At 70.5% G+C, this 21037-nt stretch carries 26 protein-coding genes and 2 pseudogenes; 10 read left to right on the top strand and 18 right to left on the bottom strand.

The window, feature by feature from the left end; genetic code table 11:
* Positions 1-59 precede the first annotated feature (59 nt).
* Positions 60-1016 (top strand): endonuclease/exonuclease/phosphatase family protein, encoded by a 957-nt coding sequence (locus ACFWUQ_RS02750; protein WP_384531834.1) that lies wholly within the window; start codon positions 60-62, stop codon positions 1014-1016.
* 99 nt (positions 1017-1115) lie between these two features.
* On the top strand, positions 1116-1625 hold the full coding sequence (locus ACFWUQ_RS02745) for a GNAT family N-acetyltransferase (RefSeq protein ID WP_384531832.1): 510 nt from the start codon (positions 1116-1118) through the stop codon (positions 1623-1625).
* Positions 1626-1665: 40 nt separating this feature from the next.
* Here ACFWUQ_RS02745 and ACFWUQ_RS02740 read toward each other — a convergent pair whose 3' ends face one another.
* Entirely contained in the window at positions 1666-2079 is a 414-nt protein-coding gene (locus tag ACFWUQ_RS02740; protein WP_384531830.1) for a DUF6223 family protein, read from the bottom strand.
* A 198-nt stretch (positions 2080-2277) separates the two neighbouring features.
* Here ACFWUQ_RS02740 and ACFWUQ_RS02735 point away from each other — a divergent pair, with 198 nt between their 5' ends.
* Positions 2278-3405 (top strand): sensor histidine kinase, encoded by a 1128-nt coding sequence (locus ACFWUQ_RS02735; RefSeq protein ID WP_384531829.1) that lies wholly within the window; start codon positions 2278-2280, stop codon positions 3403-3405.
* Positions 3402-4064, top strand: coding sequence for a response regulator (locus ACFWUQ_RS02730; RefSeq protein ID WP_384531827.1), 663 nt, complete (start codon positions 3402-3404; stop codon positions 4062-4064). The genes ACFWUQ_RS02735 and ACFWUQ_RS02730 overlap by 4 nt, the downstream gene beginning before the upstream one ends.
* Before the next feature lie 94 nt (positions 4065-4158).
* Here the strand turns inward: ACFWUQ_RS02730 and ACFWUQ_RS02725 are convergent, their stop codons facing one another.
* The 7 genes from ACFWUQ_RS02725 to ACFWUQ_RS02695 all read right to left on the bottom strand — a co-directional run bounded on the left by ACFWUQ_RS02725 (position 4159) and on the right by ACFWUQ_RS02695 (position 7795).
* A complete protein-coding gene (locus ACFWUQ_RS02725; RefSeq protein WP_384531825.1) occupies positions 4159-4602 on the bottom strand; it encodes a MerR family transcriptional regulator in 444 nt (147 codons plus the stop codon).
* Entirely contained in the window at positions 4599-4931 is a 333-nt protein-coding gene (locus ACFWUQ_RS02720; protein ID WP_384531823.1) for a hypothetical protein, read from the bottom strand. The genes ACFWUQ_RS02725 and ACFWUQ_RS02720 overlap by 4 nt, the downstream gene beginning before the upstream one ends.
* A 107-nt stretch (positions 4932-5038) precedes the next feature.
* Positions 5039-5647, bottom strand: a complete 609-nt coding sequence (locus ACFWUQ_RS02715) for a methyltransferase family protein (RefSeq protein WP_384531821.1) — start codon at positions 5645-5647, stop codon at positions 5039-5041.
* Complete coding sequence (locus ACFWUQ_RS02710) at positions 5644-6369, bottom strand: cation transporter (RefSeq protein ID WP_384531820.1); 726 nt, start codon at positions 6367-6369, stop codon at positions 5644-5646. Before ACFWUQ_RS02710 ends, ACFWUQ_RS02715 begins: the two co-directional genes overlap by 4 nt.
* Positions 6369-6704 (bottom strand): ArsR/SmtB family transcription factor, encoded by a 336-nt coding sequence (locus tag ACFWUQ_RS02705; RefSeq protein WP_384531818.1) that lies wholly within the window; start codon positions 6702-6704, stop codon positions 6369-6371. The genes ACFWUQ_RS02710 and ACFWUQ_RS02705 overlap by 1 nt, the downstream gene beginning before the upstream one ends.
* A gap of 68 nt (positions 6705-6772) precedes the next feature.
* Positions 6773-7105, bottom strand: a complete 333-nt coding sequence (locus ACFWUQ_RS02700; protein WP_384531817.1) for a hypothetical protein — start codon at positions 7103-7105, stop codon at positions 6773-6775.
* A 102-nt stretch (positions 7106-7207) separates the two neighbouring features.
* Positions 7208-7795: a cysteine hydrolase family protein gene (locus ACFWUQ_RS02695; RefSeq protein WP_384531815.1), complete on the bottom strand. Its 588-nt coding sequence runs from the start codon at positions 7793-7795 to the stop codon at positions 7208-7210.
* A 74-nt stretch (positions 7796-7869) separates the two neighbouring features.
* On the opposite strand from ACFWUQ_RS02695, the gene ACFWUQ_RS02690 reads away from it, so the two are divergent.
* The 5 genes and pseudogenes from ACFWUQ_RS02690 to ACFWUQ_RS02670 all read left to right on the top strand — a co-directional run bounded on the left by ACFWUQ_RS02690 (position 7870) and on the right by ACFWUQ_RS02670 (position 11167).
* The gene (locus ACFWUQ_RS02690; protein WP_384531813.1) at positions 7870-8862 is read left to right on the top strand and encodes a GlxA family transcriptional regulator; all 993 of its coding nucleotides are present in this window, start codon (positions 7870-7872) and stop codon (positions 8860-8862) included.
* Between the two features lie 153 nt (positions 8863-9015).
* Positions 9016-9279, top strand: a complete 264-nt coding sequence (locus ACFWUQ_RS02685; protein ID WP_384531812.1) for a hypothetical protein — start codon at positions 9016-9018, stop codon at positions 9277-9279.
* 301 nt (positions 9280-9580) lie between these two features.
* Positions 9581-10033: a hypothetical protein gene (locus ACFWUQ_RS02680; RefSeq protein ID WP_384531810.1), complete on the top strand. Its 453-nt coding sequence runs from the start codon at positions 9581-9583 to the stop codon at positions 10031-10033.
* A 311-nt stretch (positions 10034-10344) separates the two neighbouring features.
* Positions 10345-10602 (top strand): annotated as a pseudogene (locus ACFWUQ_RS02675) (helix-turn-helix domain-containing protein); the annotation flags it as partial.
* Between the two features lie 28 nt (positions 10603-10630).
* Positions 10631-11167 (top strand): hypothetical protein, encoded by a 537-nt coding sequence (locus ACFWUQ_RS02670; RefSeq protein ID WP_384531809.1) that lies wholly within the window; start codon positions 10631-10633, stop codon positions 11165-11167.
* 38 nt (positions 11168-11205) lie between these two features.
* Here ACFWUQ_RS02670 and ACFWUQ_RS02665 read toward each other — a convergent pair.
* The 3 genes and pseudogenes from ACFWUQ_RS02665 to ctaD all read right to left on the bottom strand — a co-directional run.
* A pseudogene (locus ACFWUQ_RS02665) lies at positions 11206-11345 on the bottom strand (IS630 family transposase); the annotation flags it as partial.
* A 30-nt stretch (positions 11346-11375) separates the two neighbouring features.
* Positions 11376-11714 (bottom strand): hypothetical protein, encoded by a 339-nt coding sequence (locus ACFWUQ_RS02660; protein ID WP_384531808.1) that lies wholly within the window; start codon positions 11712-11714, stop codon positions 11376-11378.
* A 17-nt stretch (positions 11715-11731) separates the two neighbouring features.
* The gene (ctaD, locus tag ACFWUQ_RS02655) at positions 11732-13465 is read right to left on the bottom strand and encodes a cytochrome c oxidase subunit I (RefSeq protein WP_384531806.1); all 1734 of its coding nucleotides are present in this window, start codon (positions 13463-13465) and stop codon (positions 11732-11734) included.
* 421 nt (positions 13466-13886) lie between these two features.
* Between ctaD and ACFWUQ_RS02650 the strand changes: the two genes are divergently transcribed.
* Positions 13887-14318, top strand: a complete 432-nt coding sequence (locus ACFWUQ_RS02650) for a hypothetical protein (protein ID WP_384531804.1) — start codon at positions 13887-13889, stop codon at positions 14316-14318.
* A gap of 109 nt (positions 14319-14427) precedes the next feature.
* Here ACFWUQ_RS02650 and ACFWUQ_RS02645 read toward each other — a convergent pair whose 3' ends face one another.
* The 7 genes from ACFWUQ_RS02645 to ACFWUQ_RS02615 all read right to left on the bottom strand — a co-directional run bounded on the left by ACFWUQ_RS02645 (position 14428) and on the right by ACFWUQ_RS02615 (position 21008).
* Positions 14428-14649, bottom strand: coding sequence for a hypothetical protein (locus tag ACFWUQ_RS02645; protein ID WP_384531803.1), 222 nt, complete (start codon positions 14647-14649; stop codon positions 14428-14430).
* Between the two features lie 153 nt (positions 14650-14802).
* A complete protein-coding gene (locus ACFWUQ_RS02640) occupies positions 14803-16329 on the bottom strand; it encodes a hypothetical protein (protein WP_384531801.1) in 1527 nt (508 codons plus the stop codon).
* 311 nt (positions 16330-16640) lie between these two features.
* Positions 16641-16862: a helix-turn-helix transcriptional regulator gene (locus ACFWUQ_RS02635; RefSeq protein ID WP_045558687.1), complete on the bottom strand. Its 222-nt coding sequence runs from the start codon at positions 16860-16862 to the stop codon at positions 16641-16643.
* On the bottom strand, positions 16862-17353 hold the full coding sequence (locus ACFWUQ_RS02630; RefSeq protein WP_384531799.1) for a DUF2975 domain-containing protein: 492 nt from the start codon (positions 17351-17353) through the stop codon (positions 16862-16864). Before ACFWUQ_RS02630 ends, ACFWUQ_RS02635 begins: the two co-directional genes overlap by 1 nt.
* A gap of 289 nt (positions 17354-17642) precedes the next feature.
* Entirely contained in the window at positions 17643-18251 is a 609-nt protein-coding gene (locus ACFWUQ_RS02625) for a pyridoxamine 5'-phosphate oxidase family protein (protein ID WP_384531797.1), read from the bottom strand.
* A 24-nt stretch (positions 18252-18275) separates the two neighbouring features.
* The gene (locus ACFWUQ_RS02620) at positions 18276-19457 is read right to left on the bottom strand and encodes a globin domain-containing protein (RefSeq protein ID WP_384531795.1); all 1182 of its coding nucleotides are present in this window, start codon (positions 19455-19457) and stop codon (positions 18276-18278) included.
* Positions 19458-19868: 411 nt separating this feature from the next.
* On the bottom strand, positions 19869-21008 hold the full coding sequence (locus ACFWUQ_RS02615) for a PucR family transcriptional regulator (RefSeq protein WP_384531793.1): 1140 nt from the start codon (positions 21006-21008) through the stop codon (positions 19869-19871).
* Positions 21009-21037 lie beyond the last annotated feature (29 nt).

The raw sequence follows: 21037 nt of genomic DNA, 5'->3' as shown, positions 1-21037 counted from the left end.
CGTGCTCATCGCTGCGGGACGGCTGACCCCAGGGTCCGAGGCGAACGAACGGGTGGGACGTGGTGGAGCGGGTGGGCGGTGGGGCCGGGTGGGGCGCGCGCGGGCGGGTGCCGGCGGCGCTCGCCGTACTGACGGCGGGACTGCTGGCGTTCCACGGCGCCGTGCCGAATTCCCCGGGCCGCCCGGGCAGTCTGCTGGAAGCCTTCCTGCCGTGGCTCGGGCTGGCCGTGGTGCCCCTGCTGGCCGCGGCGCTGGTGCGCCGGTCGGCTCTCGCGCTGGTGGCCGTACTGCTGCCCGCGACGGCCTGGAGTTTCCTCTTCGGCGCGATGCTGCTGCCCGCGGATCCCGGTGCGCCGGACCTCGTGGTGGTCCAGCACAACGTCAGCGACGAGAACGCCGATCCAGCCGGCACCGCCCGCACCCTGACCGCCCCGGCACCGGACCTCGTCGCCCTGGAGGAGCTGACGCCATCCGCGCTGCCGGTGTACGAGGCGGCCCTGGCGGGCCGCTACCCGTACCACGTGGTGGAGGGCACGGTCGGGCTCTGGTCGAAGCACCCGCTGGCGGACACCCGGCGCACGGACATCCGCCCCCGGGGATTCGACGAGGGCTGGAACCGCGGCCTCCGGGCCACCGTGCGCACACCGCGGGGCGAGGTCGCCGTGTACGTGGCCCACCTGCCCTCCGTACGCCTCGGCCCCGCCGGCTTCGGCTCCGGCCCCCGGGACGAGAGCGCACGGATGCTGGGCGCGGCCCTCGCCGCCGAGCCGCTGGAGCGGGTGATCCTGCTCGGCGACCTGAACAGCACGCTCGACGACCGCGGGCTGGCGCCCGTCACCTCGCGGACGGGCGCGCCCCGAGGAGGGTTCGCCTTCAGCTGGCCCGCGTCGTTCCCGCTGTCGCGGATCGACCATGTCCTGGCCCGTTCGGCCGCCGTCCGGGACGTCCGGACCCTGTCCGCCACCGGAAGCGACCACCTCCCGGTGCTGGCCCGCGTCACCCTGGACCCGCCCTGACGCGGGCCGAGGCCCGCGTCAGGGCGTACGGGCCCGGTCCGGTGCGCGTCGACCGGAAATAGCCCGGCGCGGCGGGTCCGGATCTCGCACAATGCGGGCATGCGGATACGAGCGGCGCGGGCCGATGAGCTGCACCTACTCCAGGACATCGAGCGGGCGGCAGGGCTGTGCTTCCGCGACGTCGGCATGGCGGAGGTCGCCGACGACGACCCGCTCCCCCTCGACGAACTCGCGCGCTATGTGCGGTCCGGTCTGGCCTGGGTCGCGGTCGACGCCGCCGACAGCCCGGTCGGGTACCTGATCGCCGACCGTGTGGACGGCGCTCTGCACGTCGAGCAGGTGTCGGTGGATCCGGGCAGCGCCCGCCGGGGCGTCGGCCGGGCTCTGATCGACCGGCTGGCCGACCACGCGGTACGCGAGGGCGTACGCGCCCTGACCCTGACCACGTTCACCGACGTGCCGTGGAACGCGCCGTACTACGCGGCGCGCTGCGGCTTCCGGACTCTGGGCGGGGAGGAGCTGACCCCGGGGCTGCTGGAGATCCGCGCGGCCGAGACCGCGCACGGCCTGGACCGCTGGCCGCGGGTCTGCATGCGCCGCACCCTCTGACCCCCGATCCCCACCGCCGCCCCCGTGCCGCACCGACCGTTCACGCCGACGCGGCGCGGGTGCGGGCCAGTGCCCGCCCTCCGACGGCCGCGGCGATCAACCCCACCAGTAGGGCCACGTAGGCGCCGCCGCGTCCGTTGCCGGTGCCGATCCCGTGGTCGGCGGTGGCCGCGACGAGTCCGCCGAGCGCCATGGCGACCAGCCCGGCCGCTATGGCCACGAGTGATCGGTTGGCAGCACCGGGACGGCCTGCGGGGCGGGCCAGGGTCAGTCCGCCGATGACCACGCCGGCCAGCCCTGCCAGGGCGCCCGTGGTGGCTCCGAGTCGTCCGAGGCTGAAGTCGTAGAAGCCGGCGGCGGCAGGCTGTACCGCGGCGTGCGCGGCCGGTGCGGCGAGGCCGATGCTCACGATCAGGGCGGCCGCGGTGGCGGCAAGCAGACGACGGACGGACATCGTGGTGCTCCTTCTCTTGCTGTGACGGGGTGACGCCTGAGCATGTCTGCCGCAACCTGTCCCGGTCGTCCGGCGGACGCAGACACTTCGCCCTGCCGCCGACGGCGCAGGTGGCGCGAAGGTACAGCGCGTGCGGTAGTCAGCCGCTCGTCCCGGAGGAGGACTCGGCGCGGGGTGGCAGCCAGCTAGGGTGCGCGCATGAGTGCAGGTGAGCCCGCTGTACGGGCCCGTTTCGCAGACGGGGTCATCGCTGTCGGGGTGGCGGCGGCGCTGCTGGTCACGGGGCTGTCCGGGCAGCGATCCACCACGAACATCGACATGCTCGGGTACGCGCTGCTGACCGCCGGCGGCCTTGCACTGGCGGTGCGCCGCCGGGCTCCTGTCACGGTCCTGGCCGTGACGGGGCTGTGTGCGGTGGGGTACCAGTCGGTGGGTTTCGATGTGGCTGCTGTCGCGTACCTGTTCGCGGTGTACGCCGCGGTGCGGTCGGGCCATCGCACCGCCACGGTGGCCACGAGCGTGGCGGTGCTGGCGATGCTTCCCCTCGCGGCCCTGGCGTCGGGCCTGCACGACACAGGGGCGGCGTTCGCTCAGGCCCGGGGCGCTTTGGAGATTGCCTGGCTGATCGCGGCCGCCGCCGCGGGCGAGGCGCTGCGACAGGCCGAGCGGCGGGCGGACGAGGCGGAGCGAACCCGGGAGGAGACCGCGCGGCGCCGCGCAGACGAGGAGCGGCTCCGTATCGCGCGGGAGTTGCACGACTCCCTCACCCATCAGATCTCGGTCATCAAGGTCCAGGCCGAAGCCGCCGTGCACGTGGCCCGCAAGCGGGGCGAGGAGGTGCCACCGGCCCTGCTGGCGATCCAGGAGGCCGGACGTGAGGCGAGCCGGGAGCTACGAGCGACTCTGGAGGCGCTTCGCGACGATGACACGACCCCACCGCGCGGGCTCGACGACGTCCCGGAGATGGTGGAACGGGCCCGCGCCATCGGCCTGGACGCGACGCTGACGATCGGGGGCCGGCGGCATGGCATGCCGGCCGCGGTGGATCGGACCGTCTACCGGATCGTTCAGGAGTCGCTCACCAATATCGCCCGTCACGCCGATGCCGCGACGGCGTCGGTGCGGATCGACTGCCGTCCGGACACCCTCGCCGTACGCATCGACGATGACGGCAGGGCGACGCCGCACACCACCCTCACACCCGGCCTCGGGCTGATCGGCATGCGCGAGCGAGTCACCGCACTCGGCGGCCGGCTGCGCGCGCAACCACGCGACGAGGGCGGCTTCACCGTCCAGGCCGAACTCCCGGTGGACCAGGCGTCATGATCCGTGTCCTGCTGGTCGACGACCAGCCACTCATCCGCAGCGGGTTCCGCGCGTTCCTCGACCTCGAAGACGACATCCAGGTGGTGGCCGAGGCCGCCAACGGACAGGAAGGAGTGGACCTGGCCAGGAAGCACCTGCCCGACGTCGCTGTCATCGACATCCAGATGCCGCTCGTCGACGGCATCGAGGCAACCCGGCGCATCGCCGCCGACCCTGCCTTGTCCGGGGTGCACGTCGTCATCCTGACCAACTACGGCTTGGACGAGTACGTCTTCAACGCGCTTCGTGCCGGCGCCGCCGGCTTCCTCGTCAAGGACATCGTGCCGGAGGATTTCCTGCACGCCGTGCGCGTCGCGGCGCGCGGCGACGCCTTGCTGGCACCGTCGATCACCCGGAAACTGATCAACAGGTACGTCAGCCAGCCACTCGCCATCGGCACCGGAACCGGGCTTGCGGAGTTGACCAGCCGCGAGCGCGAGGCCGTCGCTCTGGTGGCGCAGGGCCTGTCCAACGACGAGATCGCGGGCCGCATGGTGATCAGCCCGATGACGGCCAAGACCCACATCAACCGGGCCATGGCGAAACTTCATGCCCGCGACCGAGCCCAGCTCGTGGTCCTCGCCTACGAGTCCGGCCTGGTAGCCCCGCGCAGCTCCTGACCTCCACGAGCCAAGTGCGTGCCCTTGTACTCGCGGATCCCCTGCCGGACCAGCCAGGCGCGGCAGGGCTTTCGGGGCGCGGCGGGGGCGGGGCTCAGCAGCAGGGTCCGGCATGACGCTCCTTGGCCAGGCCGGTGAAGGGGATGGGGCAGCAGGCGCTTCGGGCGCAGACGGTCAGGTCGTCGCAGCCCGCGTCGACAGCCGTGGCCAGGGCGGTACGGATGGTGGTGAGGTCGGCGATCTTCGCGTCGACCTCGGCGAGCTTGGCCGCCGCCCGCACCTGGAGACCGGCGACGGGGCGGCCGTGGCGGTGGCGGCCGGCCTCCAGCAGCTCGGCGACCTCGTCCAGGGTGAAGCCGAGGCGCTGGGCGGCCTTGATCACCCGCAGGGCCGTCACCGCGTCCTCGCCGTGGAGGCGGTGCCCGCCGTTGCTCCGGTCCGGCTCGGCCAGCAGGCCGCGCCGCTCGTAGTAGCGCAGGGTCTGGATGTTCACCCCGGCCGCGTCGGCGACCTGCCCGCTGCGCAGCCCCGCGCTCACTGCTGCCCCGCGGCGGCGGTCCGTGCGGCGAGGGCGTCCAGGACCGGCTCGTGCGCCGGGTCCACCGCGATGTCCAAGCCGGTCAGGTCCTCGCCCGGGGTGACGGTGAAGGTGAAGAACGAGCAGCAGCCGCTCTCCCGCGCCACCAGATCCCGCACCCGCTCCTCGACGTCCGGGCCGGCGGCCAGCTCGAAGTGCAGCCGCAGCGGCTCCGGCCTGGACAACGCGGTCAGCCGCTCCGCGAACAACGCGTCCCACTCCCCCACCCGCAGGGGCCGCTCCTCGGCGGGCAGCGCGCAGGACCGCGGCACCCACTCCGGATCGCTCATGGCACTCACTCCCGTCGTCACGTCCCCGAGGCTGGGGACACCTCCGACGGTAAACCTGTACCCGGGTACCGGTTGCAAGCCCTGAGCGCGCCCCCGGGGGCCACGGATCAGGCTGTACGCCGTCCCAGACCGGGCAGGAAGCGCCCGGTGCCGGCGCTGTAGGCGGCGTAGTCGTCCGCGTGGACGGATGCGAGGTAGGGCTCCTCGACCACCCGGACCTGCAACTGCACCGCCGCGATGAGAGCCACCAGCGCGGCGCCCGCGATCACGTTGGGCACCATCAGCCCGAGCCCCAGCGCGGTGACGGCCATCGCGGTGAAGACCGGGTTGCGGACGTGTGCGAACACCCCGGAGGTGACCAGCGCGGTGCGTTCCCCTCCGTCCACGCCCACCCGCCACGAGGCACCCATGGCCATCTGGGCTGCGGTGGTGAGTGCCGTCCCGGCCACGGTGAGGGCCAGGCCGGTCGCGTGCAGCGGCTTGCCGCCCTCGAAGGTGGGAAGCCCGGCGAGCGCCGCGACCGGAGCGGCCGCTCCGCCCAGTAGCGCGGCGGCGAACAGCGCCCCGGCCCACCAGGAGGCCTCGCCGGGACGGCCGGAGATCCCGCGGAAGCCCGCGTCCCCGGTACGACGTCGCTGGATCACGGCGCGGATACCGAAGGCGAACCCCGCCCACCCCAGATGGAGGACCAGCGCCGACCACGCCCAGGCGTTCACCGGCCTGCCTCCGCCGTCGGGGCGCAGCAGGTGCAGCCCGGTCGGCAGCCGCAGGCTGCGGGACCGGCCGTCGATGCCGTCGGGGTGGTGGGGGCGCAGCAGCCCTTGCCCTGCCAGGCATCGCGGCCTTCCTTGACGGCGATGGCGGCGATGGCGAGGGCGGCGATCGGGTCCGCCCAGGACCAGCCGAGGGTGGCGTTGAGGATCAGGCCCGCCAGGAGGACGGCGGAGAGGTAGGTGCACAGCAGGGTCTGCTTGGAGTCCGCGACCGCGGAGGCCGAGCCGAGTTCACGTCCGGCGCTGCGCTGGGCCGCGGACAGGAACGGCATGACCGCCAGCGAGAGGGCGGCGATGACGATGCCGGGGACGGACGGCTGTGCTTCACCGGTGCCGCTCAGCGCGCGGACGGCGTCGAAAGCCACATAGGCGGCCAGACCGAAGAAGGAGACCGCGATGATCCGCAGCGTGGTCTTCTCCCGCGCCTCGCGCACGGCGTGCTCGCGAGCGGAGAACTGCCAGGCCACCGCGGCGGCGGAGGACACCTCGATGACCGAGTCCAGGCCGAAGCCGATCAGCGCGGTGGACGAGGCGATCGTCCCGGCCGTGATGGCGACGATCGCCTCGATGACGTTGTAGGTGATGGTGGCCGCGACCAGCAGCCGTATCCGGCGGGCGAGCGCCTCGCGGCGGGCCGGGGACGGCTCCAGGGATATGGAGGCCATCAGCAGCAGCCCTTCGTGTCCGCGTCAGGGCAGGTCTTGTCGTGCTCGACCGCCACGACGGCCTGGCGCAGGTCGTCCAGGGCGTGGCCGAGGCGGGCGTCGGCGAGTTCGTAGCGGGTGCGTCGGCCGTCGGGGGCCGCGACGACCAGGCCGCAGTCCCGTAGGCAGGTCAGGTGGTTGGAGAGCCGGGTCCGGGAGACACCGATGGCCTCGGCGAGGTCGGAGGGATAGGCCGGCGCCTCGCGCAAGGCGAGCAGGATCCGGCAGCGGATCGGGTCGGCGAGGGCGCGGCCGAAGCGGGCCAGGGCCTCGACGTCAGGGGCGACTGTCAGCACCCTCCAACAGTACACGGAAAGCTGAATTCAGGAGATCGTGGATCGGGTTGGTGTTGGGGCACGTGCCGTCACCGGTCCTGCGCGCTCAGGGGCAGGACCAGGGCTTGGGAGCCGGTGGTGCCGAGCGCGGGGGCCACCGTCTCGGCGGGCATCGGGTCGTCGCGGACCGCGCCGGCTGCCGCCCGGCCGACGCGGGCGGCGACCCGCTCCAACTCCCCGACCGCGCGCGGCGCGTCCGCGGCCGTGGCGTTCAGTTGCTTGGTCATCTCGACCAGGAGCGCGGCCAAGGACTCCGTCGGCGGCACGGCCGTGTCGCGTACGACGGACAGGTACGCGGTCCAGTCCGCGCGCGGGCCGACGAGGTCGATATCCGTCTCGTGCAGAGGCCCGTCGCCGATCACTGCCCAGTCCAGCGCGTACTGCGCGGCGCCCCGCCGGCCGCCCGCGCACACCGCGCGGAAGGCCTCGGCGCGGCGGGCGGCGCGAATGGCTGATCCGGGGCGTCAGGAGCGGACGGCGGCCACCAGCTCGCTGGTCGTCACCACCCGGGCGAAGCCCCCTCCGTGCAGAGAGACGGCACTCGCCCGGGCCAGCTCGTCGGCCGTCAGGCGCCAGCCGTTCGGGCCGGTCAGGTCGAAGGTGTGGGTGGCGTCGAGGGCGACCAGCACGTCGTAGCCGAGGTTGCCGCCCATGCGGGCGGTGGTCTCCACGCACATGTTGGTCTGGATACCGGCCAGTACGGCCTGGGTGATACCCGCCGCCTTGAACCAGTCGTCAAGGTCGGGAGCGCCGTAGAACGCCGAGTTCACGGACTTGGTGACGAGCAGCTCCGGCCCTCCGCCCTTACCGCGCCGCTCCTCGACGTATGCCTTGAAGTCGTTGCCCTCGCCCCCGGTCCGCAGTGGCGAGCCGGGCTCCTGGGAGTCGTGCCGCACGAAGACGACCGGCCGGTCCGTGTCCTGCCAGGCCGCGATCAGGGAAGCGATGTTCTCGTCGGCGGCCGGGTTGTTGCGCGGGCCCCAGAACTCCGACTCGTCGAAGCCCTTCTGCACGTCCACCACTACCAGCGCCGCGTTCTGTGTGATCTCCATGCCCATGATCCTGCCGCCGGGCCGTACCTGTTCACAGGAGGCGGAAAGACAGCGATCGATGGTTTACTGCCACGGTGACGCAACCCGCCCCCGCCCACCGCATCGCCCTGCTCGCCTTCCCCGGCATCCGCGCCTTCGACGTCTCGGTGATCACCGAGGTGTGGGGCGCGGACCGCACCGACCGCGGGGTGCCCGCCTTCGAGCTGCGCCGGGTGGCCGTCGGCCCCGAGCCGGTACCGATGCGCGGCGGGCTCGCGCTCACACCGGACCGCACCCTCGCCTGGCTACCCCGCGCCGAGCTGATCCTCGTACCGGGCCTCGACGACCATGTCACCCCGGCACCCGAGCCGGTCCTCGCGGCACTGCGCCGCGCTCACGTCCGGGGCACCACCATCGCCGCGCTGTGCGGCGGAGCGTTCACGCTCGCCCAGGCGGGCCTGCTGGACGGCCGCCGGGCGCTGACCCACTGGGCACTGGCCGATCTGCTGCGGGCCCGGCACCCACGAGTGCGGGTCGAGCCGGACGCCCTGTTCGTCGAGGACAGCAATCTGTGGACGTCCGCCGGCACCGCCGCCGGCATCGACCTGTGTCTGCACCTGGTACGCGCCATGCACGGCGCGGAGGCGGCCGCGACGGTCGCCCGGTCCATGGTCACCGCACCGTTCCGGACCGGCACCCAGGCCCAGTTCATCGAACATCCGACCCCGCACGCCGACCGCGACGCGGACGCACTCGCCGAGGTACGCGCCTTCGCCCTGGCGCATCTCGACGAGCCGCTCACCGTGTCCGCACTCGCCGCCCGTGCCGGGATGTCGCCGCGCTCCTTCGCCCGGCACTTCGCGGCGGCCACCGGAGCCACCCCGCTGCGCTGGCTTCTGGACCACCGCGTCGCGACGGCCCAGAAACTCCTCGAACGCACCGACCTGCCCATGCCCGAGGTCGCCCGCCGCTCCGGTTTCGGCAGCGAGGTCACCATGCGCCAGCACTTCACATCCCGCCTGGCGACCAGCCCACGCGCCTACCGCACCTCCTTCGCCGCACAACCGCCCTCTGGACGGGGGCGTTGACTGCGGGGCAACCACTACGCCCCTTCGGGCCAACCCCAGCGCTCACGGGTCAACTCGGGCCCTGTTTCTCGTACAGGTACGGCCACGTCAGTTGATTGAGCGGATCACCCATCTCGGCCCGAAGCGCGCGGAGCGGCCATAAGCTCCTTGTCCATGAACATAAACGGAGATCCCGGTGCCCCCGAAGTCAAAGACGTGTACGAGATCGAACCGCTGACGTACCCCCAGGGGTACGTGATCGTGTCGAAGGAGCTGAACGGACAGAGGGACGACGCGCTGATGCACGACCGTGCGGTTGTCGCCGTGTACGTCGGCACTCCGGAGCGGCGGGCCGAAAGCGACCAACTGTTCCGCGCGTGGGTGGACGCCAACGAGCTTCCCTCGGTCCTGGCCCACTGGGCCAACGTCCTGCGCTGAGGACTCGATGTCTGGGCTCGGCCGTGGCCGCCCCTGGCCGCCGCGGACGCGCCCGACGCCGCGGCCACCACCGGCCGCGCCTGGACCGGATCTCGGCCTGGGAGCCGGCCTGGGTGTGGCGGGCGCGGGCAAGATCGTGTGGGCGGCTGACGGTCCGTCGGCGCCGGGGCGCCTATCGGCCGGCCCCGGCCCGGCCGATAGGCGGCGAAGGCTAAGGATTTCGGCATCCCGACCACATGCACCTTGGTGATGGCGTAGCTTTTTGACGCACGCACGACTTCCTTCGGCACAAGGAGATCTCATGCGTTTCAAACAGATCGGTACGACTCTGGTAAGCGCCGCCGCGATCACGGCGCTCAGCACGAGTCCCGCTCTCGCCTACCCCAGCACCCCCTTTGCCATTTCCTCCGGATTAGGCGCACACTCGGCCTCGGGCAACCTGACCTGGTTCAACCGTTCCGTTCAAGTCCAAGGGAAAGTGACCGACGTCGGCGGCGCGGGAACGAGGGTCCATTTCAGTGCGTACACTCCCACCTCCTGGGTCGGCAGCCAAGCCCGCCCCACCGAAGGCCTGCCCGCCGTCAATGAGAGCGTGAGCTACAACTTCACCTTCGACGGCTCTGCATACTCGGGCGGTATCACCGAGATCGCTGTCTGGATCTACAACGCGCACAGCCAGACCTGGTCGGGACCCACCAGCTATTACAGGCCGCAATCTCACATCGCCAACGCGGACCCTCTCGGGACCCGGTGAGGCAACCGGCCCCGGCTGTTGCTCAATTCAGGGTGGCGTTACTCGGCCCCGCTGAGCATCGGCGCAGCGGGGCCGATTGCTGCGAACGTACGCGACGAGGACATCGCCCGCCGGTCCCCGCTGAAGTTCGCCCACATCCACCTCCACGGCGGCTACAACTTCGCCCTGCCCGCCGAGGTCCAGGGCGGACAGCTCCACCCCTCCGCAAGCCCGAGGGCGCCGCCGTCGTCCAGTGCTGTGGCCGGGAAGCTTCGCCGGGGTTGCTCGTTGTGCTGGTTGGAATGAGCTCTCCAGCCAGCGCGGGGAGGCGGATGGCGCAACAAGTCCGGGTTCGCGGGCTGACGGAGCAGGAGGGCCAGAAACTCCAGCACATTGTCCGGCGGGGCAGTACCAGCTCGGTCCGGCGCGCGATGATGCTGCTCGCCTCGGCCGACGGCAGCACCGTCCCGGACATCGCACGGCTCGTCCAGGCGGACAAGGACACCGCTCGTGACGTGATCCATCGCTTCAACGCGATCGGGCTCGTATGCCTAAACCCTCGGTGGGCGCTGCCTGCGGCGAGGATATTGGGAGCTGGGCGGTGGGCATAATTCCGCCATGAACATGATTGGGTTGCGGCTGCTGCTCGCTACCGTGCTCGCCGGAGCCACGCTGAGCGGATGCTCCTTCCTCTCCCCTTTCGCGACCTGTGAGGGCACCGGTCCGGAGGTGGCCGCCCTCGATGAGTTGCCGGCCCTGGACCTGCACCCGCCAGGGGCCAGGCCCCTCGACGGCGGCGCAGCGGATGGGGCCACCTGCACCGATGACAGCGGGGACGCGTGGCTGAGCGCGGATCGGCTGTACGTGTACGACGGGAACGCCGCGGACGTGCTGGCGTACTACGCACGGGAACTCCCGGCGGCGGGCTGGCATCCGGTCCAACGGATCGGGGCGGCGCCGGAGGGCCGGACCCCCGTCACCTGCTTCGAATCCCCGGACCGGCCGAGCGTCATCGTCACTTTCGAGTCACCCGCCGACCTCCGCGAGTTCTACCTGGTGGACCCCGGCCCCGAGCCGACCGACTCCGTGCCCCGGACCTGGTTCCACGTGTTCGCCGAGGCGTCGACCGACGGATCGCGCATGGACTGCTACTAGCTAGTGCTGCGACCGGGAAGATTCGCCGGGTTGGGTGGTCAGGCCGCGGAGGGTAGTGGTCTGCCGCCCCAGCGGATGCCTCTTTCGCTGCGGACTCGGGGGCGGTCGCGTCGTTGGGCGGCGAGGAGGTCGGGGGGCGGGCCTCCTGGTTGCGCCGGCGAAGGTAGCCGTGCAGGGCGAGTCGCGGCTCGGTTTGCAGGGCCCTCACTCAGCGTCGTGGCGTCAGACCCAGCGTGAACAGGGCGAGGACGGTGGTGCTGCCGAGGAGGGTCAGGGCGAGGACGCGGCAGCGCAGGGCCTGGTAGCGGCGGGAGTACTCCTCCTTCAGTTCTTGGCTGCGGTTGGTGATCTCGTGCAGAGTCTGGCGGGTGCGGGCGAGGTGGCGAGCCGTGTAGAGGCGAATGACGTCCTCGCGCTCCGCCTGCCCGAGCCAGGGGAGGTCGTCGGCGAAGGCGTCGGCCTCTCGGGCGGCGCAGTGCTGGGCGGCGCGGCTCATCAGGTAGCCCTCCAGCTCGGCCAGGCCGGCCGCCGCGTCATCGTCGCGCATGGCGCTAACCGGGGTTTTCAGTTGGCGGATGGGCGCTGGTCTGGTCCGGGACTCTTGCGGTTGTCGGGATCGTCCAGGACGTCGCGCTTACCGTGGTCGCCGGCGTAGTCCAAGGCGGCGATCTCCGGCCGGTGGAGGTCGAAGGCGGGCGACTCGGAACGGACGCGGGGCAGGGTGACGAAATTGTGCCGCGGCGGCGGGCAGGAGGTCGCCCATTCCAGGGATCGTCCGAAGCCCCAGGGGTCGTCGACGGTCACCCGCGGGGCGTACAGGGCGGTCTTCCACACGTTGTAGAAGAACGGCAAGGTCGAGATGCCGAGGAGGAACGCGCCGATCGAGGAGAAGGTGTTCAGGCCCGTGAAGCCGTCGGCTGCCAGATAGTCGGCGTAGCGGCGGGGCATGCCTTCTGCGCCGAGCCAGTGCTGGACGAGGAAGGTCATGTGGAAGCCGATGAACAGGGTCCAGAAGTGGATCTTCCCGAGGCGCTCGTCGAGCATGGTGCCGGTCATCTTCGGCCACCAGAAGTAGAAGCCGGCGAACATCGCGAAGACGACCGTCCCGAAGACGACGTAGTGGAAGTGGGCCACGACGAAGTAGGAGTCGGTGACGTGGAAGTCCATCGGCGGGGAGGCCAGGATGATGCCGGTCAGGCCGCCGAAGAGGAAGGTGACGAGGAAGCCGATGGCCCACAGCATCGGGGTCTCGAAGGAGATGGACCCCTTCCACATGGTGCCGATCCAGTTGAAGAACTTCACCCCCGTGGGCACCGCGATCAAGAAGGTCATGAAGGAGAAGAACGGCAGCAGCACGGCGCCGGTGGCGAACATGTGGTGCGCCCACACGGTCAGCGACAGGCCCGCGATGGCGATGGTCGCGCCGACCAGACCGAGGTATCCGAATACGGGTTTGCGGGAGAAGACGGGGAAGATCTCGGTGACAATTCCGAAGAACGGCAGCGCGATGATGTAGACCTCGGGGTGCCCGAAGAACCAGAAGAGGTGCTGCCACAGGAGGGCGCCGCCGTTTTGTGGGTCGAAGACCTGTGCGCCGAACTTGCGGTCCGCCTCCAGCACCAGCAGGGCCGCCGCAAGGACGGGGAACGCGAAGAGCACCAGGACCGAGGTCAGCAGGATGTTCCAGGTGAAGATCGGCATCCGGAACATCGTCATGCCCGGCATCCGCATGCAGATGATCGTCGTCACGAAGTTGACCGAGCCCAGGATCGTGCCGAAACCGGACAGCGCCAACCCCATGATCCACATGTCGCCGCCGATGGAAGGCGTGCGTGTGGAACTGCTCAGGGGCGTGTAAGCGGTCCAGCCGAAGTCCGCGGTGCCGTCGGGGGTGAGCAAACTGGCCACGACGATCAGGCCGCCGAAGAGGAACAGCCAGAACGACAGCATGTTCAGCCGCGGAAAGGCGACGTCCGGCGCGCCGATCTGCAACGGCATGATCGCGTTGGCGAAACCGGCGAAGGTCGGGGTCGCGAAGAACAGCAGCATGATCGTACCGTGCAGGGTGAAAATCTGGTTGTACTGCTCGTTGGATACGATCTGCATTCCCGGCCGCGCAAGTTCCGCCCGCAGCAGCAGCGCCAGCACACCGCCCACGACGAAGAAGCCGAACGAGGCGATCAGGTACAGATGACCGATCTTCTTGTGATCCGTCGTCGTCAACCACGACACGATCACCTGCCCCGGTGTACGCCCCGGGGTCGGAACGGGGGCGATCGGCTCAGTCATCGTCACCATGGCAGGCCTTTACAACATAGGGGTACTGGCAGCAGCGCGCCGGCGCCGGCGTCCGACACTTCGAAAGCGCCACACCTGTGTACCGCGAACAGCAGACCTCCGAGCCGCTGGCGCGCAGACGCGTACAGGTGAAGGAACGCGCCCGTCCTTGCCGACACGTCAAATCCCGGTGACACCCCGCCCGGCCGAGGGTGCCTGTACATACAGCTGCCACCCCTTCGATCTGAGCCGCGCGGACTGAACGGCACGCGACCGGGTAGCCGCCGACAGGGAGGAGGAAAGCCTCCCATCGCCTCTTGGAAGCGACGGCCCGACGACAGGGGCCTGCCCTGGTCGGCGAAGCGGCAGGGGTGGGGTCGCGCCGTCGGCTGATCGTCGCGCCGCGCCTCCAGGCCGGACGGGCCGACCAAAGGTAGAGATCATGACCATATCGACCACATCCACCCGGTCTGGGCCGGGCCGGGCGGCGAGCTTGCACAAGGCGCAGCACGATCAGCTCATCGGGTTCCTCATGCTTCTCGTCGGCCTCGTGCTCTGCGTGGTACCGATGGCGCAGCAGGACGGCGCCAAGGACGCTCAGGTCAACGAAGCCATCATCGGCACGATCGTCCTCTTCGCGGCGGGTCACCGGGTCTACCGCGGAGCAGGTCTCCGCTCCGACCTGATCGTCGGTGCGGCCGGCGCATGGCTTGTGGCCTCGCCGTGGCTGCTGGCACTGGGAAAAACCTCGGTCTACGGCGGCAACAAGGCTTACGACATAGCGCTCGGCAGTGCATTGATCGTCCTGTCGCTGATCGGCGCATTTCTCGCCAGAAAGCAGCCTGGTGCCCGGCCACGACGAACCACGGCATGAACCGTCCCTACGACGATTGGGTCCAGCTGTGGTCTGGAACGAGTCGAGCATGCCGGGGGCGAGGGCGCCGGCCCAGGCACCGGTATGCCGGCCTTCGGGGGTTGAACGGCTACCACTCGGGGTGGACGTCGTAGCTGTCGTAGCGGCGGCCGGTGGGAGTGACCCAAGGCCGGAAACGGCCTGGCCCGGTCGACGAGGGGGCGTAAGTGAGTGCTTCGAGGGTGTCGTCGGTAACAATGACGGCGCCGGCGCTCTGGGCGCGGCGCAGGGCGTGGGTCCAGTGCGGCCCGTGTCGGCCGGTGACGTAGTCAGGGGTCTTGCATCGCGCCATCGGTTCGCCCTTTCTCCTTCGGGTGCGGGTGGCGCAGGCGTGCTGCCTGGTCTGGCGTGATACCCAGGTTCGGCCCCTGATAGGCCCGGCCCTCGCCCGATTTTCGCCGGCTGCCACGCGTCGGTCGGTGGCGTTGTCCGGTTCGCATAGCGGTCATCCCCCTTGGGCTGCGTGCTGAGGGTCGGACGGTGCCAGGTAGGCGCGGTAGCGGGGCAGATTCGGTAGTCCGGGAAGCGGGTGGGGGCGCCAGTGGCGTGCCCAGGGCGGGGGCGGTTGGTCCGCGGACAGGAGCAGCGCGGTGGGCCGGGTGCGTGCGAGGGAGGTCAGTGCGGGGGCGGTGATGCTGCCGTCATGGCCTCCGTAGACCTGTCGGACCGTGCAACCGGTGGCGAATGCGGCCCGGACGGCCTCCGTGCCGCTCAGGACGCATGGCGGGCGCAGGCCCAGGCGGCGCAGCTCGCTTGCAACCGCGGTGAATGCCCCTCGGTCGGTACGGCTGCGGTCGGCCACGGCGTGGGCGATGCTCAGTTGCACAGCCAGGTGCAGCGCCAACGCGGCACAGAGCGCGCTGATGACCCACGGGCGGGCGCGGCGGACGCTGCAGAGCCGTGTGAGGCAGAGCGCGACCGGGATGGCGAGCAAGGCGTAGGCGGGCAGCAGGAAACGTGGAGCCGCGTATCCGATCATGAGGAGGTACGGGGCGGACAGGCAGAGCGCGGTCACTGTGGGCACGGCCACCGCTGTGAGTCGGGAGCCGCGGCGGGCGAGGGCGAGGCCGGCGGCGGTGAGCGGTGGCAGCGCGAACCACCACAGCGTTGTCAGGGGATGCGGCGGCGGTACGTCGCAGGGGCGGCACAGGGTCCGCCCGCCCAGCGAGCGCAACTGGTCCGCGAAGGCCGGGTTCCAGCCCAGACCGCCTTGGATGTCACTCGCCCTGTGAAGCCGCGGCAGGAGCCCGCCGTAGCGGACCTGCGCCTCGATGATCCACTCCGCGCTGCCCACGGCGAGCCCAGCCGCCAGAGCCGTGACGACGGCTAGCCGACGCCAGGAGGGGACAACCATCGCCGCGCCGAACAGGGGCACGACCAGCCAGAACGCGTCTGTGGGCCGCATGAGCGCGGCGAACGCCACACCTGCGGCCACACCGGCCAGAGCGCGGCGGTCCCCCGGGTCGCGGACCGCTCGCAGGAAGCAGCCGACGGTGAAGAGCGCCCCGAAGGCCACCCACAGATTCGGCATGGCCTGCGAACCGTAGGAGAGGGTCACCCACAGCCCGGCGAACAGTCCGCCCGCGAGAGCGAGAACGGGGGTGGGCAGCGTACGCCTCCACACCCACAGCGACAGCAGGAGCGCTGCCGCCGCCAGTAGGGCCAGGTAGACGCGCAGCGCCGCGACGGACGAGGTGAACGCGGCCACCGGAGCCACGAGGTAGGTGATCCCGCGGGCCCGCGGGGCGCTGAAGAACGCCGCCTGGGCGTCGTGGGCCACCTGGCTGACGTATACGGTCTCGTCCCACCCCAGGCCCGTACCCGGAATGATCAGCAGGAGCTGCACCACCGCATAGCCGGCGGCAACCGGTCCCAGCCACAGCAGGTCGGCCCGACGGCCCGTGACCACGGCGGAGCCGGCGCCGGCATGGCCGGGCGGTGCAATGACGGCGTCGACACTGTCCTGCGGCATGGGCGCCTCTCCCGAACAAACGGTATGAAACCACCACGCTGCCCCTCCTGCCGCATGCACGCCATCGCGAGCGGCAAAGAGCCGATCACCCTCACTCCGCCGCCCGCCCGATGGGGCGTGACCGCCGCGCTCGGGTGCGGGCTCTCCCGCCTTGCTGAAGCGGCGGCCGACCAGGTCCGCGCGCCGGATCCCTCCACCGGGTTGCCCCTCCATTCCCGGCTCGCAGACCCGCCGTGTTCCTGGCGCCGGCAGACCGGGACGACTCCGCCACGGGCGAGCAGGCTCGGCGATGACACGTAGGCAGGTACGGCTCATTCGCCCGCGGTGTCCTCGGCCTCCCAGCGAAGCAGGTCGCCCGGCTGGCACTGGAGCACCTCGCAGAGCGCGGCGAGCGTCGCAAAGCGCACCGCCTTGGCGCGGCCGTTCTTGAGTACCGCCAGGTTGGCGGGCGTGATCCCCACGCGGTCCGCGAGCTCGCCCACGGACATCTTCCGCCTGGCCAGCATCACGTCGATGTCGACGGCGATCGGCATCAGATCACCTCGTCCAGCTCGGCCTGCATCTGCGCCGCTTCGACATCGCGGGCGACGGCCTGGGCGAGCAGCATCCGCAGCAGGAGCACGATGAGCGCGACCCCCAGGATGGCCACGCCAATCCCGCCCATGATGAGGGTGACGCCCGGGTCGTCCCGCTGGCCCGGCGCATTCAGGGCCGTGACCGCGAACCACACGAGAGCAGCCGCGACGATCGCGCCGATGATGCCGTCCACGTAGCGGAAGGCGGCGTGGGAGAACACGGTTCCGCGCCGCACCATCGTCACCAGTCGCCAAACACAGACCAGGGCGACCTGGGCCGTCCCGATGCCCAGGACCGTGATCACCCGCAGCGGGGTCAGCGGGAGCGACCCGTCCTCCGGATCGCTCCCGCTGACCAACATCCACACCATCAATGCCTGTACGAACACGGTGCCGGTGAGCACCACCACGAGCACGGCACGCAGCGCGCCCACTGTCAGCTTTCCCATGACCCACCCTCCATCGATCCACGATGGGAATCTATCGACTATCGATAGATCAAGCAAGCAAGCGCGCAATCGGCGGCAGAAGATCAACCGGTGCGGCCGTCCATCGTCGTGGGGAGGTGAGCCGAAGCACGACAGGTGTCGCCAAGCAGGGTTGTTGTTACCGGCGGGTCCGACGCAGCCCGTCCCGAGGCGATGTCCTGTCGCATGGATGCCGTCGGATTCCCACCCGCGGCGGGTGACGCCGCGCGTCCACCACGGTGACACGGTGCACCACTGATGGCGTTGGCCGTCACGGCAGGCTTGGGGAGTGTGTCGGATGCGGTTCGGTGAAGTAGGCCGAGTCCTTGGGGCGGGTTGTAGCGGGGCGGGGGGCTGGTTCCAGGTGGGGTATGTACTTGGAGCAGTGGATGTAGGCCTCGGCTACGGTGAGATGGACCCACATCTGCGGGCTGCGTCCGGGCGCGGCGTCAGTGGGCAGGTCGGGATGGATGAGGCGCAGGTCCGCGTCGTCGTAGAGACGGGCGACGCCGTTGACGTGCAGTCCTATGTGGTGGTGGGTGAAGTCCACGAAGAGCATCCCGAGGTGCGGGTTCTCCAGCATGTTGCCGGCGCTGGCGAGTACACCGTTGCCACGGAACTCCGGGTAGGCGAGGGTGCGTTCGTCGATCACGTGGACGAATCCGGGTGGCCCGGACCGAAAGCTGGAGTCGCACTCGCCGCGGGAGTCCGCGGTGGCCAGGAAGACCATGGCCTGGCGGCCGATGAAGTCCCGCATCTCGGAGGTGAGGTGGGGGCGTACCTGTCGATCGTAGAACTGGGCGGCGCGGTCGGCGGTTCCCAGGTGCTGCTGCAGATGGCGTTCACCGGCTGATCCGAAGGACGGTGGAGGCAAGGTCACAGGGGTCTCTCCGGGCAGGGTGGTTCAGCGAGTGGACAGGACGGGTGTTTCGAACGGATCGTGATGGATCCGTTCGGGCAGGGTGCCGTTGAGGGTCAGGGTCTCCGCGGACGAGATGACCATCTGGGCCGGGCCGCTGAGGTAGACGTCGTGCTGGTACCACGGTCCGTACTCGGCCAGTACGTCGGGCAGGGATCCCCGGATTCCGGGGATGTACTCGTGGGAGACCGCGCCCCTGATGCTGAGCCAGTGGTGCCGTTGGGCCATTCGGAGCATGTCGTCGACCCCGTACAGCTCGGAGCCGGTGCGGGCGCCGAGGAACAGGTCCACCTGGTGGCGCCCCCCGCGACGGGCGACTTCCTCGACGAGTGCGCGGATCGGGGCGAGACCGGTGCCGCCTGCGACACAGAGCAGGTCCTTGTGGACGGCCGCGTCCAGGACCATGTCGCCCATCGGAAGTCCCAGCCGGATGACGTCGCCCACCACCGCTCGGTGCACCAGCGCGTCACTGACCGAGCCGCCCGGCACGGCGCGCACGTGGAAGGTGAGGGTGCCGTCCTCACGTGGCGCGTTGGCCGGGGAGTAGTAGCGCCACCGCTTCGGCCACCACGGGGTCTCGACGCTCACGTACTGGCCGGCGGCGTACTCGTACGGAGTGTGGGGACGCACGGTGATCTCGGCGATGCCGTGTCCGCGCGAGACGCGGTGCACGATCGTGGCGGGCCACACGGCGGGCCGCACCTTCTCGTCCTCCTCGGCCGCACTGATCATGACCTGGGCGACCACGCCGTACGCCTTCGTCCAGGCTGCGGCGATCTCCGCGGTCCACGCGGGGCCGGCGTAGCGGGCCAGAGCGGCGAGGAGGCACTCGCCCACGGCCGGAAAGTGCGCGGCGAGGGTGCCGAACTTCCTGTGGTCGCGGCCGAGGTGTCCGCAGAAGCGGACCAGGCTTTCGGGGTCGTCGACCAGATCCACGATGCGCAACAGCGCCCGCAGGAGCCGACCGCGCTGGGCGTCCATCCCCGGCGGGAACATGGGACGGACCTCGGGGTAGCGGGCGAAGAGAATCGCATAGAAGTAGACCGTCATGTCCTCCGTGACGTGCTCCACCACCGACACAGAGGCCCTGATGAGGTGGATTTCGTGATCCGACAGAGGAGCTTCGACGGTCTCCGGCTCCGCGATCTCCTCGGCCGGATGGGGCATCCACTCCTCTGGGGACGGACGAAGGGACTGGTCGCCTGGACGGCTTATCCGAAACCTCAAGACGTCAACCGTCCCCCATCCGCCAACCCGCATGGCCCCCACGCGATGCGGGCCGGAACTTCACCACATCTCCACACTGAGGGAGCGACATGGCGTCCGAACAGGGCAAGCATGAAACCTCATTGGGGTGTGGGGACGACAAAACGGACGGGCAGATTCCACAAACCACACGATCCTCAACGAGGTCGTGCACGTGGGAAAGGGATGAATCCACTAGAACTCGCCCCGAGCGCTTGTGGTATTGACCCGCAGAGCGCCGCACGACGCCGCACGAGCGCGCGATCCAGCCCCGCCCTGCCGCCGGTTACCCGCGATTCCCCATCTGAAACGGGACGCCACCCACGATCCACATCAGCCGACCCGGAGGCCCACGGCCAGCGTTAGTTCGAGGACCCGGTGCGGCGACTCCAGATCGGGAAACAGCTCCCGCAGCTGCGACATCCGGTACCGGACGGTCTGGGGATGGACGAACAACGCCGCCGCCACCTCGTTCCGCCTGCCATGGTGCAGCAGCCAGGCCCGCAACGTCTCCTCCAGCCGGCGCGCGGTCGCGACGGGCAGGGTCTGCAACGGTGCGAGGGCTCGGGCACGCAGGTCTGCGAACGCGTCCGCGTCGGCGCTCAGCACCAGCTCGGGCAGGTGGTCCTCGGTGTCGCGGACATCGGAGGAGAGGGAGCGCGCGCGGACGGCTCGTGCGTACGAGGCGGACGCGCGGGTCCATGGCCGGGCCGGGCCGACCACGGCGGTGCGGTCGGTCAGCTGCCTCAGGAGATGTGGTCGGTCGGCATCGGGGACGAGCAGCACGCCGGAAGCGTCCGGCAGATCGTCGAGGACGAGGGTGCTCGGGTCGAGTACGCGGTAGACAGGCCGGGCCTGGGCTGCGGGCAGCAGGACCGCGGTCAAGGAAACCGGAGGCTGCCACCCGGCCCGTTGGGCGGAGGCCCGCAGCACGGTCGGGTTCGCGCCGGCGAGGAGGTCGCGGACCAGTTGTTCCAGGTGGCGCTCATGAGCCCGGCCCTGGGCGGCCAGTTCGTCGGCGTGGCCCGCGGCACTCGCGGCGGAGAGCTCGTCGATGTAGGCGAAGGTCAGCTCGGCGAACTTGGCGACCTCGGCGGCGGGCAGACCTGCGGGTACGGCACCCGCGGCCAGGCACCGCCAGGCCACGCGGGCGCCGACGCGGTAGGCGCCGAGCAGGGCGTCCATCGAACGGCCGTCGCGCACCTCGCCGCGGCCCAGCTCGTAGGCCGCGTCACCGGCGTCGCCGCCCGTGGCCTTGCCGCTGGCGAGGTTCAGGTAGTGCCCGAGGGCGGTGCGGACGGCTCGGCGGATGGTGGCGCCCATGCGACCCGAAAGAGCGTTGGCGTAGGGAGGGACCTCGTCGATGATCGCCTGGACGACCTCGTCGGCGGTGGTCTTCAACGCGGCCCGAAGTGCGGTGGCCGTCGCCTCATCCAGAGCCAGTTCGGTGGCTTTCCGGATTGCATGGTTCATGTTTTGTTCCCTGCGAACAATTTATCCGA

Source organism: Streptomyces sp. NPDC058662 (genome assembly GCF_042716255.1).
Taxonomy (GTDB): domain Bacteria; phylum Actinomycetota; class Actinomycetes; order Streptomycetales; family Streptomycetaceae; genus Streptomyces.
This window is presented reverse-complemented; position numbering and strand designations above follow the sequence as displayed.